General features: G+C 54.6%; 18 protein-coding genes and 1 tRNA gene. 10 read left to right on the forward strand and 9 right to left on the reverse strand.

Annotated features, from left to right (window positions below; translation table 11 throughout):
• Positions 1–15 precede the first annotated feature (15 nt).
• The 7 genes from D5085_03510 to D5085_03540 all read left to right on the forward strand — a co-directional run bounded on the left by D5085_03510 (position 16) and on the right by D5085_03540 (position 4,809).
• Positions 16–1,230, forward strand: coding sequence for a multifunctional CCA addition/repair protein (locus D5085_03510; protein QEP42282.1), 1,215 nt, complete (start codon positions 16–18; stop codon positions 1,228–1,230).
• Between the two features lie 75 nt (positions 1,231–1,305).
• On the forward strand, positions 1,306–1,617 hold the full coding sequence (rplU, locus tag D5085_03515) for a 50S ribosomal protein L21 (protein ID QEP42283.1): 312 nt from the start codon (positions 1,306–1,308) through the stop codon (positions 1,615–1,617).
• Positions 1,618–1,643: 26 nt separating this feature from the next.
• Positions 1,644–1,901 (forward strand): 50S ribosomal protein L27, encoded by a 258-nt coding sequence (locus tag D5085_03520; protein QEP42284.1) that lies wholly within the window; start codon positions 1,644–1,646, stop codon positions 1,899–1,901.
• A gap of 101 nt (positions 1,902–2,002) precedes the next feature.
• Entirely contained in the window at positions 2,003–3,469 is a 1,467-nt protein-coding gene (gene pyk, locus D5085_03525) for a pyruvate kinase (GenBank protein ID QEP42285.1), read from the forward strand.
• 160 nt (positions 3,470–3,629) lie between these two features.
• Entirely contained in the window at positions 3,630–4,106 is a 477-nt protein-coding gene (locus tag D5085_03530; GenBank protein ID QEP42286.1) for an SET domain-containing protein-lysine N-methyltransferase, read from the forward strand.
• A 38-nt stretch (positions 4,107–4,144) separates the two neighbouring features.
• Entirely contained in the window at positions 4,145–4,753 is a 609-nt protein-coding gene (locus tag D5085_03535) for a hypothetical protein (protein ID QEP42287.1), read from the forward strand.
• Positions 4,642–4,809, forward strand: a complete 168-nt coding sequence (locus tag D5085_03540) for a hypothetical protein (GenBank protein QEP42288.1) — start codon at positions 4,642–4,644, stop codon at positions 4,807–4,809. Before D5085_03535 ends, D5085_03540 begins: the two co-directional genes overlap by 112 nt.
• Positions 4,810–4,820: 11 nt before the next feature.
• Here the strand turns inward: D5085_03540 and D5085_03545 are convergent, their stop codons facing one another.
• The 3 genes from D5085_03545 to D5085_03555 all read right to left on the reverse strand — a co-directional run bounded on the left by D5085_03545 (position 4,821) and on the right by D5085_03555 (position 8,142).
• Positions 4,821–6,023, reverse strand: a complete 1,203-nt coding sequence (locus tag D5085_03545; GenBank protein ID QEP42289.1) for an MFS transporter — start codon at positions 6,021–6,023, stop codon at positions 4,821–4,823.
• A 1-nt stretch (position 6,024) separates the two neighbouring features.
• On the reverse strand, positions 6,025–7,032 hold the full coding sequence (gene gap, locus D5085_03550; protein ID QEP42290.1) for a type I glyceraldehyde-3-phosphate dehydrogenase: 1,008 nt from the start codon (positions 7,030–7,032) through the stop codon (positions 6,025–6,027).
• Positions 7,033–7,164: 132 nt separating this feature from the next.
• Positions 7,165–8,142 carry an MBL fold metallo-hydrolase gene (locus D5085_03555; protein ID QEP42291.1) on the reverse strand — a complete coding sequence of 326 codons (978 nt, stop codon included), beginning with the start codon at positions 8,140–8,142 and terminating at the stop codon, positions 7,165–7,167.
• 165 nt (positions 8,143–8,307) lie between these two features.
• Here D5085_03555 and D5085_03560 point away from each other — a divergent pair, with 165 nt between their 5' ends.
• Genes D5085_03560 through D5085_03570 form a run of 3 tightly spaced genes read left to right on the forward strand, consistent with a single transcriptional unit; the run spans position 8,308 to position 9,925 of the window.
• On the forward strand, positions 8,308–9,267 hold the full coding sequence (locus tag D5085_03560) for a permease (protein ID QEP42292.1): 960 nt from the start codon (positions 8,308–8,310) through the stop codon (positions 9,265–9,267).
• 46 nt (positions 9,268–9,313) lie between these two features.
• A complete protein-coding gene (locus tag D5085_03565) occupies positions 9,314–9,613 on the forward strand; it encodes a hypothetical protein (protein ID QEP42293.1) in 300 nt (99 codons plus the stop codon).
• Positions 9,614–9,652: 39 nt separating this feature from the next.
• Entirely contained in the window at positions 9,653–9,925 is a 273-nt protein-coding gene (locus D5085_03570) for a thioredoxin family protein (GenBank protein ID QEP42294.1), read from the forward strand.
• Here D5085_03570 and D5085_03575 read toward each other — a convergent pair.
• The 6 genes from D5085_03575 to D5085_03600 all read right to left on the reverse strand — a co-directional run bounded on the left by D5085_03575 (position 9,922) and on the right by D5085_03600 (position 13,800).
• A complete protein-coding gene (locus tag D5085_03575) occupies positions 9,922–10,470 on the reverse strand; it encodes a sigma-70 family RNA polymerase sigma factor (GenBank protein ID QEP42295.1) in 549 nt (182 codons plus the stop codon). The genes D5085_03570 and D5085_03575 overlap by 4 nt on opposite strands.
• Positions 10,471–10,533: 63 nt before the next feature.
• Positions 10,534–10,610: transfer RNA gene (locus tag D5085_03580), tRNA-Met, on the reverse strand.
• A 102-nt stretch (positions 10,611–10,712) separates the two neighbouring features.
• Entirely contained in the window at positions 10,713–11,279 is a 567-nt protein-coding gene (locus tag D5085_03585; protein QEP42296.1) for a hypothetical protein, read from the reverse strand.
• A gap of 15 nt (positions 11,280–11,294) precedes the next feature.
• On the reverse strand, positions 11,295–11,906 hold the full coding sequence (locus tag D5085_03590) for a methyl-accepting chemotaxis protein (protein ID QEP42297.1): 612 nt from the start codon (positions 11,904–11,906) through the stop codon (positions 11,295–11,297).
• A 4-nt stretch (positions 11,907–11,910) separates the two neighbouring features.
• The gene (gene glmU, locus D5085_03595; GenBank protein QEP42298.1) at positions 11,911–13,281 is read right to left on the reverse strand and encodes a UDP-N-acetylglucosamine diphosphorylase/glucosamine-1-phosphate N-acetyltransferase; all 1,371 of its coding nucleotides are present in this window, start codon (positions 13,279–13,281) and stop codon (positions 11,911–11,913) included.
• 21 nt (positions 13,282–13,302) lie between these two features.
• Positions 13,303–13,800 (reverse strand): peptidylprolyl isomerase, encoded by a 498-nt coding sequence (locus D5085_03600; protein QEP42299.1) that lies wholly within the window; start codon positions 13,798–13,800, stop codon positions 13,303–13,305.
• Positions 13,801–13,804: the final 4 nt, after the last annotated feature.

Below are 13,804 nucleotides of genomic sequence, written 5' to 3' on the forward strand. Positions count from 1 at the left end.
GAGAGGAGACATTGAGTGCAAATCTATCTAGTCGGGGGAGCTGTCAGAGATAAGCTGCTGGGCGTAACGCCGAGAGATCGCGACTGGGTCGTCGTCGGCGCGACTCCTGAGGCGCTACGACAACGCGGTTATAAAGCGGTGGGTAGAGATTTTCCGGTCTTTCTCCACCCCGAAACGGGGGAGGAGTACGCCTTAGCCCGTACCGAACGCAAACAGGGGCACGGCTACCACGGATTTCAGTTCCATACCAGCACCGAGGTCACACTAGAGGAGGATCTTAAACGGCGCGACCTAACCATTAATGCCATGGCGATGGATGAGTCGGGTCAACTTATCGATCCATTCGGGGGTGAGGTAGATCTGCAACAGGGGCGACTGCGCCATGTCTCAGCGGCGTTTCGGGAAGATCCGGTGCGACTGCTACGCACCGCCCGCTACGCCGCTCGTTACCATAAGTGGGGCTTTCGGGTCGCCCACCAGACGCATCAATTGATGCGGCAGATGGTTGACCAAGGCGAAGTCGCCCATCTAGTGGCTGAACGGGTCTGGCAAGAGAGCGCTCGCGCCCTGCTCGAAGAGAGTCCACAGCGCTACATTGAGGTACTACATAGCTGCGGCGCATTACAGATCATCTTTCCCGAACTCGCCCAGCTCTTCGGCGTACCGCAGTCGGCCCACGCCCACCCCGAAATCGATAGCGGCACCCATGTCATGCTGGTGCTACAGCAGGCAGCTAAGCTAAGTGGTGAGCTACAGGTTCGCTTTGCCGCTTTAGTACACGATCTCGGTAAAGGGGTCACCCCCTCCAGCCAACTACCGAGCCATAAGGGGCATGAGGAGCGCGGGATAACGCTAGTCAAACAGCTCTGTCGGCGCCTTAAAGTCCCCCGTGAGATTGAGGCTATGGCGCTGCTAGTCGCCGCCTATCATGGCCTCTACCACCGTGCGGATGAGCTCGATGCCGCGACCCTCTACTCGCTACTAGAGAGGCTCGATCTGTTTCGCCGCCCAGAGCGGCTCACCCCCTTTCTACTCGCCTGTGAAGCCGACTCTCGTGGTCGGCTCGGCTTTGAGAATGAGCACTATACCCAACCGGAGACGATTCGCCGCGCCTATGCTAAGTGCGCGGCTATTCGCGCCCAGGAGCTAATCGCCGCCGGTTTTCAAGGTCAAGCGATTAGCGATGAGCTGCGCCGTCGCCGCATTGAGGCGCTCTCTTCCTTGACTTAACCGCCACCAAGGCATAGAATCGCGCGCTTTCTCTGCGTGAAGCATGAATTAGATCTATTTGGAGTAGCAGCAACAATGTACGCAATTATTAAAAGCGGCGGTAAGCAGTATCGGGTCACCGAGGGGCAGAAGCTACGGGTTGAAAAACTCGAAGCCGAGATTGGCAGTGAAGTCGAAATTCCCGAAGTGCTAATGATCGGCAACGGTGAAGAGATTAAAGTCGGCGCTCCCTATCTTGCCCAGAGCAAGGTGACCGCCACCGTCTCTGGCCACGGACGGGAGAAGAAGATTAACATTCTCAAGTTTCGTCGTCGCAAACACCACATGAAACGGATGGGACATCGGCAGTACTTTACCGAACTGCAGATTACCGCGATTAACGGCTAACAGATAACCTAACGAGGTAGTTCAATATGGCACATAAAAAAGCAGGCGGTAGTACCCGCAACGGTCGCGACTCCATCTCCAAACGGCTCGGTATCAAGCGCTTTGGTGATCAGGTCGTGGAGGCTGGCAACATTTTGGTTCGTCAGCGCGGCACCAAAGTTCACCCCGGTGAAAATGTCGGCTGCGGTAAAGATCACACCCTCTACGCCCTAAGCGCGGGCAAGGTGAAATTTGAGATCAAAGGAGCCAAAAATCGCCAGTTTATTAGCGTTATTGCTAGCTAATAGACCGCCTCGGGCTCTCCGCGCTGTTCAGACATTGTAACTAAAACCCGCTCAGGCGGGTTTTTTATTTCCCCCTCCCCCCAACTATTTAGAGAGAGTTTATGGAGACCGACTTTCGTATTCGTCGTACCAAAATAATCGCCACCATTGGCCCCGCTAGTGACAGTGTGGCCACCCTAAAACAGATGATGGAGGCGGGCATGAGTGTCGCCCGCCTAAACCTCTCTTTCGGTGCCGGCCCCGATCAGGTCGCGCGAGTAGAGCGCATCCGCCAAGCCGCTGCCGAAAGTGGCCGCCATATCGCCATTATGGCCGACACCAAAGGGATTGAGATTCGTACCGGCCAGGTTGAGGGGGACTACTTTGATCTGGAGAACGGTGAGAACTTCAACCTCTACTGCGAGCCCGAAGTTGGCAACACCCAAGGGGTCTCGGTCACCTATCGCCACCTCTATCGTGAGGTCGAAATCGGCACTCCGATTCTGCTCGACGATGGTGCTATCGAACTGATCGTGACCGCCATTGAGGGGAGCACTATTCGCTGTAAAGTGATTCACGGTGGGCTGTTAAGGTCGCGCAAAGGGGTCAACCTGCCCCACACCCAGCTCTCATTAAGCGCAGTTAGCCCCGAGACAGAGGCCGATGTGCATCAGGAGATGGCCTTTGCGGTTGCGAACGATATTGAGTATATCGCCGCCTCTTTTATTCAGACCGCTGAAGATATCGAACGCCTTAGAGCGGTCATTCGTGAGTTGGGGGGGGAGATTCCGATTATCGCTAAAATCGAAAATCGGGCCGGCATTCGCAACTTAGAGGAGATTATCGAAGCGGCCGATGGAGTCATGGTCGCCCGCGGCGATCTAGGGGTCGAACTCCCCCTAGCCGATGTGCCGGGGATGCAGAAGCAGATTATTCGCTCTACCGTCTCCAACGGCAAACCGGTCATTACCGCCACCCAGATGTTAGCGAGTATGGAGAGCAACCCTAAGCCGACCCGAGCCGAAGCCTCCGATGTTGCCAACGCGATTCTCGATGGCACCTCCGCCGTGATGCTCTCCGGCGAGAGCGCCATGGGCAAATACCCCATCGAAGCGGTAAGAACCATGGCCAATCTCGCCCTGCGAGCCGAAGCGTCGCTAGCCGAGTATGGCTTTTTGCAAAAGAGCAAACCTAACCCCTCTAATAAGATTACCGAGGCGATTAGCCAGGCCAGCATCACCATGGCAGCTCACCTGAACGCCGCGAGTATCCTCTGCCTGACCGATACCGGTTTTACGGCCCGTCAGATATCGAAACATCGTCCAAACTGCCCGATTTTGGCCATTACCCGCTCTGATAAGATCGCTCGTAAGCTAGCTATCAACTGGGGAGTGATTCCACTGCTGCACGAAGAGGGGGCCGATGATGAGCAGAAGACTCGCTGTGGTCTGCGCAAATCGCTACAGGCGGGCTATATTCACGATGGCGACGTAGTGCTAATTACCGCCGGCCACCACCAAGCCGCTGGGGGTACCGACTATATTCGGGTTATCACTGTCAATCAGCAGGACCAACCGCTGGCCATTTAACGACGATCGATAAAGCAGACGAAGAAGCCGGACGGTTCCTGTGGTGGGCAAAAGATGGCAAGTGGGCCGGGGATAAAATAGCCATTGCTAAAGTCGAAAAAATTTGCGATAAGGCGATTTTTATCACCCTTGAGTCCCACCGGACAGGAGTATCGCATTGATGCACATCTATCGTGATGTTGAACTTGAACAGGGCTACCACTTTCCCCTTGAGGGCAACTTTGTCGTTGCTGAACGAGAAGAGGGGAAAGGGAACGCAATCTATGCGGCTAACAGCTATCGCCGTGGCGAGATGATTGCCCGTTTTACCGGCATTATCCTCCCCTACCGGACTCAACACACTCTACAACTCAATACCAATATCCACCTGTTAGATCTCTCGTTTGTCGGCTATCTAGCCCACTCCTGCTCACCCAATGTCTTTATCGATATGCAGAGCTTCGAGGTCTGGGCGCTAGGCGACATCGATGCTCAGAGCGCCCTAACGATGGACTATGCCGCGACGGAAGATGTTCTCTACAGACAGTTTCGTTGCCTCTGTGGTTCACCTAACTGCCGCCACTGGGTCACCGGTCGCAAAGAGCAGATCAATGAGCAGGGGTTAACCTACCTACAGCAGCGGGGCTACCATGGTTAACCCCCTATCTATGGTGGGAGCGTCCCGATCTCTGTTTCATCGACCAGCAGCTCTCCCTAGGGGGAGAGTCGCTGCTGAAACTCGCCCGCCAATCGCCACTGCCACAGTTTGTCTATAGCGCTGCCCGTGTCGAGCAGAAGCTACAACAGCTCCATCAGGTGCTCAAAGGGACTGGGCTGCCCTATCGAATCTACTACGCCATGAAGGCGAATCGGTTCGCACCACTGCTCACCTTTATGCGCACCACCGGCTTAGTCGGGATCGATGTCTGCTCACCGAACGAGATCAGCCACGCCTTAGGGTGTGGGTTTGAGAGTGGCGATCTCTCCTTTACCGCCGCCTCACTCTCCGAGAGAGATTTAACCCAAATTCTCGCCTACGACGATTTAGCTATTAACTGCGATAGTTTGAGCATGATTCGCCGAATCGGTGAGCTAGCTCCCGGGCGTCGGATCGGGCTGAGAATTAACCCCGCCATGGGAATCGGCTACGGTAATAATCAGCTACTACAGTATAGCGGGGTGAAGACCACCAAATTTGGCATCTACCAAGAGCAGCTACGAGAGGTGAAGACCATCCGCTGCCCCCCCTCGCTGAGGGGGACTATCTGGCGATGCTCAATATCGGTGGCTATGCCGCCTCCATGAGCTCAAACCACTGTATGCGCGGTGAGTTTATCGAACGGCTGCTGCTGCCCCGCTAGGAACGGATGAGTTAATCGTGGTCAAGGTCGGGCAGCTTCAGCGTCAATAGCCAGGTGAACAGCAGAAACAGCGTTGAGCCGACTAAGCAGCCGACTAGCCCGACCATCTGATAGAGCAGCCCTGAGAGCACAGTGCCGGCTAAGCGACCGCCGGCATTGGCCATATAGTAAAAACCGACGCTCATTGCCACCTTATCGTGATCGGAGTAGGCCAAAATGAGATAGGAGTGGAGCGCGGAGTTAATCGCAAACAGAATGCCAAACAGTACCAGACCGATCACTAACACCCCATCCGCAGCCCACCCCTGCGCCATCGCCCAACCGATCCCTGCCGGTGAGAGCGCTAATAGCAGCACCCAAAAGCGGGCGGTGGCCCCCCCTGGGGGGCGGCTCTCTTTTCGAGAGTGGAGCAGTTTGGGCGCTAGAGCCTGCACAAACCCATACCCTATCACCCACAGCGCTAAAAAGGTGCCCACTTCGGTAAATGACCACCCCAACCCCTCGTAGAGAAAGACCGGCAGGCCGACCACAAACCAGATATCACGCGATCCAAATAGAAAAAAACGGGCCGCCGAGAGCCAATTAATGGCGCTAATGTTGGAAAAGACTTGCGTAAATGTCGGCTTACTCTTCATCTTACCCACCCCAGAGGGGAGCAGCAGCAGGGTGATGAGCAGTATCAGCAGCAGCCCGCCGGCCAAAAGCGCCAGCGCCATCCTAAAGCCGACCCACTCTAGCAGTAGCGCACCGACAAAGAAGCCGACCCCTTTGAGGGCATTTTTGGAGCCGGTGAGCAGGGCGACCCACTTAAACAGCTTCGACTCCTCGCCGCCACTCACTATCGCCTTGACCGATGCTTTAGCCGACATTTTATTCAAATCTTTAGCGATCCCCGACAGCGCCTGCGCCGCCATCACATAACCGACCGAGAGCCAGCTATCGGGTACCGTCAACATGAGCAGCGCCACCACCTGGAGCGCCATGCCGATATGCATGGTCAAATTCAGGCCGATACGCGCCCCGAGCCAGCCACCGACTAGGTTGGTAACGATGCCGAAAAACTCATAGAAGAGGAACAGCATCGCCACCTCAAACGGCGAGTAGCCGAGCAGATGGAAGTAGAGTACCACCAACATCCGAATCGCCCCATCGGTGAGGGTAAAGCCCCAATAGCCACCGGTGACAATAAGATAGTTACGGACTCCTCGCTCCATGTTACAGACTCCGAGCGACCTTAGCGGTCAGCTCCATCATGCGATTAACATAGCCCCACTCATTGTCGTACCAAGCGTAGAGCTTCACCTGAGTGCCATCGATCACCATCGTTGAGAGGGCGTCAATAATCGACGAACGGGGATCGTTAACATAGTCCACCGAGACCAGTGGCCGCTCCTCGTAGCCCAAAATCCCGCGTAACTCCCCCTCTGCGGCCATTTTAAAGTAGCCATTTATCTCCTCCACCGTCACCGGACGGGCCGCCTCAAAGACAAAATCGGTCAGCGAGGCGTTAAGCAGCGGCACTCTGACCGCATGGCCGTTGAGTTTTCCCTCTAATTCAGGAAAGATTTTGGTAATCGCTTTAGCCGAACCGGTAGTGGTCGGAATTAACGACTCGCCACAGGCGCGGGCGCGACGCAGGTCTTTATGGCCTCTATCGACGATAGTTTGGGTATTGGTAATATCGTGAATCGTGGTCATGCTGCCGTGAACGATACCGATCTGCTCATGCATCACCTTAACGACGGGGGCTAAACAGTTAGTCGTACAGCTCGCTGCGGTTAATAGATGGTGCTCATCGGGACGATAGAGGTGATCATTAATGCCATAGACGACATTGAGCGCCCCCTCGGTCGGTGCCGCCACAATCACCTTTTTGACCCCCTGCTCAAAGTAGTTTTGCAATAGCTGCGGCTTTTTATGGTGTTTGCCGGTCGCCTCAATCACGATATCGCAGCCTGACCAGTCGGTCTGCTCAATCGCTGCGTGACGGCTATAGACGAGCTCCCGCCCCTCAACCACCATGCGGTTAGGATCACCACTAGCCCCACTCTCCCGTGACCAGCGTCCATGGACGGAATCAAATTTTAAGAGGTGCGCCGAGCCTGCCGCATCGGTTGCTATCTCATTGATCTGCACCAGCTCAAACTCATCTCGCTCCCAGCCGACCCGAAATCCGAGCCGTCCCATGCGCCCAAAGCCGTTAATACCTACTTGAATGGCCATCTGTTCATTACCTCCTAGTGAGTTGGTTAGTGTGTAACCGTTCACTCTCCCCGCTAAATTTTACCCCTCACCCCAACCCTCTCCCGCCGGGAGAGGGAGATTAAGGAGGGAGAGTGAACGGTTACGTTAGTGTTACTGCGCAGCCTCAAGCTGCATAAAAGTTTGATGGATATTGCGCCGATGCCAGCTATCAAAATATTGCAGATGGGCAAATTCGGGCGCTTCAGCCAGAGAGTCGATAGTCTCACTCATCTCCCGCCACTCCTCCAGCGCTAGAGTGACACCGTCAATTAACCAGTTAAGATAGTTACCGCTATCACGCCGCGCTTTGGCCAGATCGCCAGGGGCACCGTGGCCGGGGACAATCCTCTCTGGCTGCAACTGCTCTATCATCTGCCACGATCGCTGCCAGTTGACCACTTTTGAGCTCGGCCAGATCCCCAACATACGGTCATGAAAGAGATAGTCACCACTAAAGAGAGTTTTATGCTCTGGCAACCACAGCAGCGCATCCCCATGAAAGTGGCCACCACCGGGCCAGATCAGCTCAAACGCCACCCCACCAATCTCAAATGACGCTCGCTCTTTAGCGATGAGCTCGCTCGCATGGCGCGGGGTAATCGTCTTAGCCTCAGCACCGATCTCCCGCTCTAAGCGCCCTAGCTGGCTATCCTGCTGTCGTCGCTGATCGGTAGCGGTGATCTGTAGCGCCTGTACTGGAATCTGCCGCTCCAGAAAGTAGCTATTCCCCATCCAGTGGTGATCCTGCACGCCGATATTAATGACTCGAATAATCGGCCTATCGCTCACTTCAGCGATCTTCTGCTCAATGAGCGCTGCCGCTGTCGCTGTTGTGCCGCTGCCGATAAGAACCACTCCCTCAGCGGTCACCACAAAGCCCAAGGTGTTATTTAAGCCGTGGTTAGCGGCGTTACGAGGCCCCACCTCCCCCAATAGAGCATAGATAGTAGCCCCCAGCGGCTCAACCTTCAGCGTAAAGGCCGAGACGGCCATCGCCGAGCAGAGCAGTAACACTAGTCCCCCCCCCTGTCGGCAGAGAGTATGCCACCTAAGGGGGGCGCTTCGTTTCAATAGTAACCACAACAGCATAAAAAATCTCCTAAACTTAAAGTCGTACGCAGGGAGGACGAACCACCACAGCAAAAGATGCACCCTTGGGGCTATTTTTTACCGCTAACAGATTAGCTGCATCTTTTCGGGGCACTGTTCGTCTTCTTGGGAAACCCTTATCCCTACCGTTGGAGTGATCCCTAAATGTTCGATGCCCTTGCCGACCTACTGGTATTTCAAGTGCTTGGCTTAAATCCTGCCAGCCATGCAGGTGCTGCGCTGCACTTTTTTGTGATGGATACGGTCAAAATCTTTGTCATGCTGCTGCTGATCATCTATAGCATGGGGCTGTTACGAGCGATGCTTTCACCGGAACGGGTACGCGACTATGTGCGCGGCAAACCGGTGTGGATGGCACGCACTACCGCCATCGGGCTAGGGGCTGTCACCCCATTTTGCTCCTGCTCATCAGTCCCACTCTTTATCGGTTTTGTCGAGGCGGGGATTCCGTTAGGGGTCACCTTCTCTTTTTTGATCGCCTCGCCCATGATTAACGAGGTAGCGGTGGTGATTTTAGCCGGCATTCTCGGCTGGGAGCTGACCTTGATCTATGTGGCAGCAGGATTGAGTGTCGCCTATATTGGCGGCGTGGTCATGGAGTATTTCAAGCCCGAACGCTGGGTTGAGCCCTATATCTGGAAGATTCAGATGGGGCAGATGCAGCTCCCCCAACCCGACAGATCGTTGCGGGGACGACACCGCTACGCCGTAGGCGAAGTCAATACATTGATCGGTCGACTCTGGAAGTGGATTATCGCTGGAATTGCCATCGGGGCACTGTTCCATGGCTATGTCCCCGAGGAGTGGGTGAGCGAGCATCTAGGCGGTCAAGATAACTGGCTAGCGGTACCGGGGGCAGTCTTGTTGGGGATTCCCCTCTACTCTAACGCCACCGGCGTGATTCCGGTGGCCGAGGCGATGCTCGGCAAAGGGGTCGCTATCGGCACCACCCTCGCCTTAATGATGAGTATTGCCGCCCTCTCGCTACCGGAGATGATTATTCTGCGCAAAGTGATACGCTGGCCAGCGCTCGCCCTCTATGCCACTGTACTGGCGGTCGCCTTTACTCTGGTAGGCTGGGGGTTTAACTGGCTTACCGCCTAAAAGGCCCCCTTCCCGTCAAATTAACCATACTATAGGAGTCACCACGATGTCTGAACAACCGCCACTTCACCCCGCTATTGTCGCCATGATATCGCTTGCAGCCGGTATCGCCGCCAACCATCCGGCGATGGGGCAGTGCCAGCTTGAGCGCCTGCGTCAACTCGGCGTCCCCGAACACCAGATCGATACTGTGATCGAGATCGCCCGCCATCTTCGTGATGAGGCGGGGCAAAAGCTCGATGCGGCCTTTAATGAACAGTCAGCTAGCGCTAAATCAATCCCCATAGAGGGTAGTGGTGAAAGCTGCCACTGTAGTCAAACCGCCAGCGGCCAGTCGTGCTGCTGATTTTTCCCCTTAACCGATAAGATGTATGAGGATTTAATGATGAAAAATATCAAGGTATTAGGTACTGGCTGTGCCAACTGCAACACCACTTACACTATGCTTGAGGAGACGGCAAAATCGCTAGGTGTCGCGATTCAATTGGAGAAGATCGAAGAGTTAGGTGCCATTATGGCCTACGGTGTTATGTCAACCCCTGCGGTGGTGATTGATGAACAGCTAGTTCATGCCGGCGGGCTCCCTAGTCGCGCCACCGTCGAAGGCTGGCTAGCCGACGAGGGGGGTTGTTCCGGTAGCCAGAGTGGCTGCTGCTAGCGCCTTACCGCGATCGCTTTTGGCGAACAGGGGGTAAAGCAGCAGATGGTGCCACTCTCACTAAATCGCACCTGACATAGCTGCTGTAGCTCCTGTTTGAGCCTCTTTCGGGCTCGCTGTAGCCGCGATTTGGTAGCCGGCAGCGATAGCGCCGCTTGATCGGCATACGCCTGCTGGCTCATCCCCTCTAGATCACACTGCTGGATAATCGCCGCCTCGGCCGCCCCTAGTCGCTGTAGCGCATGGGGAAGACACTCAGCTAGATTGAGCAGTGGCGGTAGCTCCTCCTCAAGCGGTTCGGGCACATCACCCCTCTCTTCGCTGCGCTGATGGCTACGCAGGTAGTCGATGAGGCTATTTTTAGCCACCCGAAATAGCCAAGCGCGACGATTCTCGACGGCACAAAAGCGGCTCTGCTGCGCCATCGCCTTTAGAAAGATATCTTGCAGCAGATCGTCAGCCTGCGCCCAGTCGTGTAGCTGACGATAAAAAAAGCCTCTTAGCTCCTGTTCATGGCAGTGCCATGCCTCAATGACACAGTTCATATCGCTGCTGTTAATTGCTCTTAAAAACCTAATTGTATCGGCTTGCTCAATATTTGCTTTAATTGGTGGGCCCAGTAGGACTCGAACCTACGACCAAGGGATTATGAGTCCCCTGCTCTAACCAACTGAGCTATAGGCCCCTATCAAGAAGGGGGCTATTATTCATAATCTGGCTGCAAAAGTAAAGCCACCCCTAGTGCTCTACCAACTATTTCTCTCTCGCTCAGTGAGCGAGGGAAGCGTTAGGGCATAAATGGATTCATGACTCCCATAGGTTTAGCAATTTGGTTCACATTGCCCCGCATAATCAGCACGCCGGTAGCGATGTGATTAAAGCTAGAGTTAATGAGCTGCACATTCTGACTCATCTGTACCATTTCAGTATTGATCTGATGCATCCCGTTAACCACACTGCCCACACGCTGATTCATCTGCGGCATCGTCTCACTCATTAGGATCATGCTATCGTTAATCTGCTCCATGCCGGTCATGTAGCTATTTAGCTGTGACATCGTATCGACCACAATATCCATATCGCGTGAAATCGAGCGGGTGTTCTGCTCTAGCAGTGAAATATTATCGACTATCGCCAGCATACGCAGATAGAAGTCGTAGGCATATAGAACATTAAACACCGCCACTATCAGCATTAGTGCCGCCGATATCTTGACGATGGTGTTAGTCAGACGAAAATGGTAGTGGCGCTCAAATCGATTCTGTTCGGTTAATTGATCTAACCTATCGAGTGAACGACACAGCATCTCTCGCAGCTCACGCTGCTGCTGCTCTTCGGTAATCGCTTTAGCCATTGAGCAGAGACTCCTTTATGGAAACGGAAACATATTATTCATAGCACGAGCCGGTTTCGACATTCGATTCACATCCCCATTCAGCCGAACCACTTCGGCATCGACGCGCTGGGTCGTGACCGCAATCTCGGTAATATGGCGCTCAATATCGCCCATATGTTGCTGCATGGCATCGATCTGTTGGCTCATCTGGCCGACATGCTGATTCATAATCACCACATCCTGCCCCATTTGCGCCACTTTATCAGATATCGATTCCATGTATTGTACTTGCTGCTGCATCGATACCATCACATCAGAGACATCACGCATCTTTTGCGACACTTTGGTGAAGTGGTGGTTCATACTCATCACCACATCGGAGATGCGTTCAACCTGAGTGGCCATAATCATCAATATGAGCAAAATAGAGATCGCAATCAGGCTCAGAACGACCATCCCGCCCCGAATACCATACTTTACCCGCTCGGCGAGTTGATCCTGCACATCCATACGCGACTGCATAATAATTTCAAATCGCTGAATGGCGCGTTTCAGATCACCACAACTAGGGCCATGATTGTTAGGTTGCTGTTCTATGGTAGCTACTCCTACTCTGTTATTGCACTCTTTTAGAGACCGCTGCAATCGGCTATTTTGACCCTTTTTGCGGTCGTTGCCAACCGAGGATTGTCACCTGCCGGCTACGACTGAGGGTCAACGCCTCTGCCGGAGCGGTTTTGGTAATTGTCGAACCGGCACCAATGGTGGCCCCATCGGCTATCTCAACCGGCGCCACTAGCTGCGTATCGGAGCCGACAAAGACTCTGTCACCGATCACTGTCTGGTGCTTATTCGCCCCATCATAGTTGCAGGTGATCGTGCCGGCACCGATATTTACCTCACTCCCCATGGTGGTATCGCCAATATAGCTCAAATGGTTAACCTTGGAGCCTCTGCCAATGGTACTCTGTTTCACCTCAACAAAGTTACCGATTTTTGCCCCCTGCTCTAGTTCCGTTCCCGGACGCAGGCGGGCATAGGGGCCGATGGTACACTCTGCGGCGATCACAGCACTCTCGATCAGACTCATCGGCTCAATAGTCACCCGCTCCCCTATCTGGCTATTGCGGATGATAGAGTAGGCCCCTACCGTGACCCCGTCGGCGAGGGTTACCTCGCCCTCAATAATCACCCCCACATCAAGGCTGACATCCTGGCCACAGCGCAGTGAGCCGCGAATGTCGATTCGATTAGCGTCGGCTAGCTCAACCCCCTCTTGTAGCAGCTTTTCGGCCTGACGCCGCTGCCAGATCCGCTCTAACTGTTGTAGCTGTAAGCGATCATTCACTCCGGTAACGCTCAGTGGATCCTCAGCTGCCCGCCCCACCACAGTGACCCCCTCGGCCACCGCGAGTGCGACTAGATCGGTCAAATAGTACTCCCCTTGGGCGTTGCTATTTTTCAGCTCGCCTAACCAGTTAGGTAGGGGGGCGGCGGCAAAGGCGATAATGCCGCTATTGACCTCGCCAATACGCTGCTGTTCCGCAGTCGCCTCTCTCTGCTCCACAATGGCGATAATATCCCCCTCCCCGCTGCGCACAATGCGGCCGTAACCGTGGGGATTCGGTGGAAAAAAGGTGAGTAGCGCCACACGCCCCGCCGCCGCCTCTTGGCTAAGTGCTGCTAGTGACTCTGGCTGGAGTAGCGGTACATCGCCATAGAGCACCAGCACCTCGCTATTGCGATCGATATGGGGCAGCGCCTGTAACAGCGCGTGGCCGGTACCTAACTGCTGCGCCTGTAGCACTCCGTTGACCTGTAGCTGCCTCAGCAGTGGTAAGACCTGCTCTCCACCGTGGCCATACACGACATGAATCCTCTCCGGCCGCAGCTCTCGCGCTCGCTCTATGACATGCTGCAGTAGTGGTTTACCCCCTAAGGTGTGCAATACCTTCGGTCGCCGTGAACGCATCCGACTCCCCTGCCCTGCGGCTAAAATGACAATCTCTAGTGCCATAATCGACTCTCTCTCCCCTCTAAACTACGATGACATCGCCCCTGGCGTCTGTGAGACCCCATTCTCAAGCTCCTGCGCTGTCGCAGCCCGAATCTTGACCACAGTGATATGAAAGGTCAACTTTTTGCCGGCAAAGGGGTGGTTGCCATCGAGGGTCACACTGCCACTATCGACATGGGTGACGACAAATTTGCGACTCTCCCCTCTATCGTTCATAAAGTCGGCCTCGGCCCCGATACGGCGATACTCTGGTGGCACATTTTCAATACGATCACTAAAGGTTAGCTGCGGATCCCACGCGCCAAAAGCATCCTCTGGCGACAGCTCTACCGCGATCGACTCCCCCTCCTCTAGCCCCTCTAGCGCCTCATTCACCCGCGGATAGAGGCCACTGTTATCGCCATAGACAAAACTGACCGGCAGATCGATTCGCTCTAGCGGCTCCCCCCTCTCGTCGGTAATATGGTAGGTGACCGACACCACCCGATCTTTTGCGACATTCACAATCGGCTCTCTCCTCATTACT

Source organism: Ectothiorhodospiraceae bacterium BW-2, assembly GCA_008375315.1.
Lineage (GTDB): Bacteria > Pseudomonadota > Gammaproteobacteria > Thiohalomonadales > Thiohalomonadaceae > BW-2.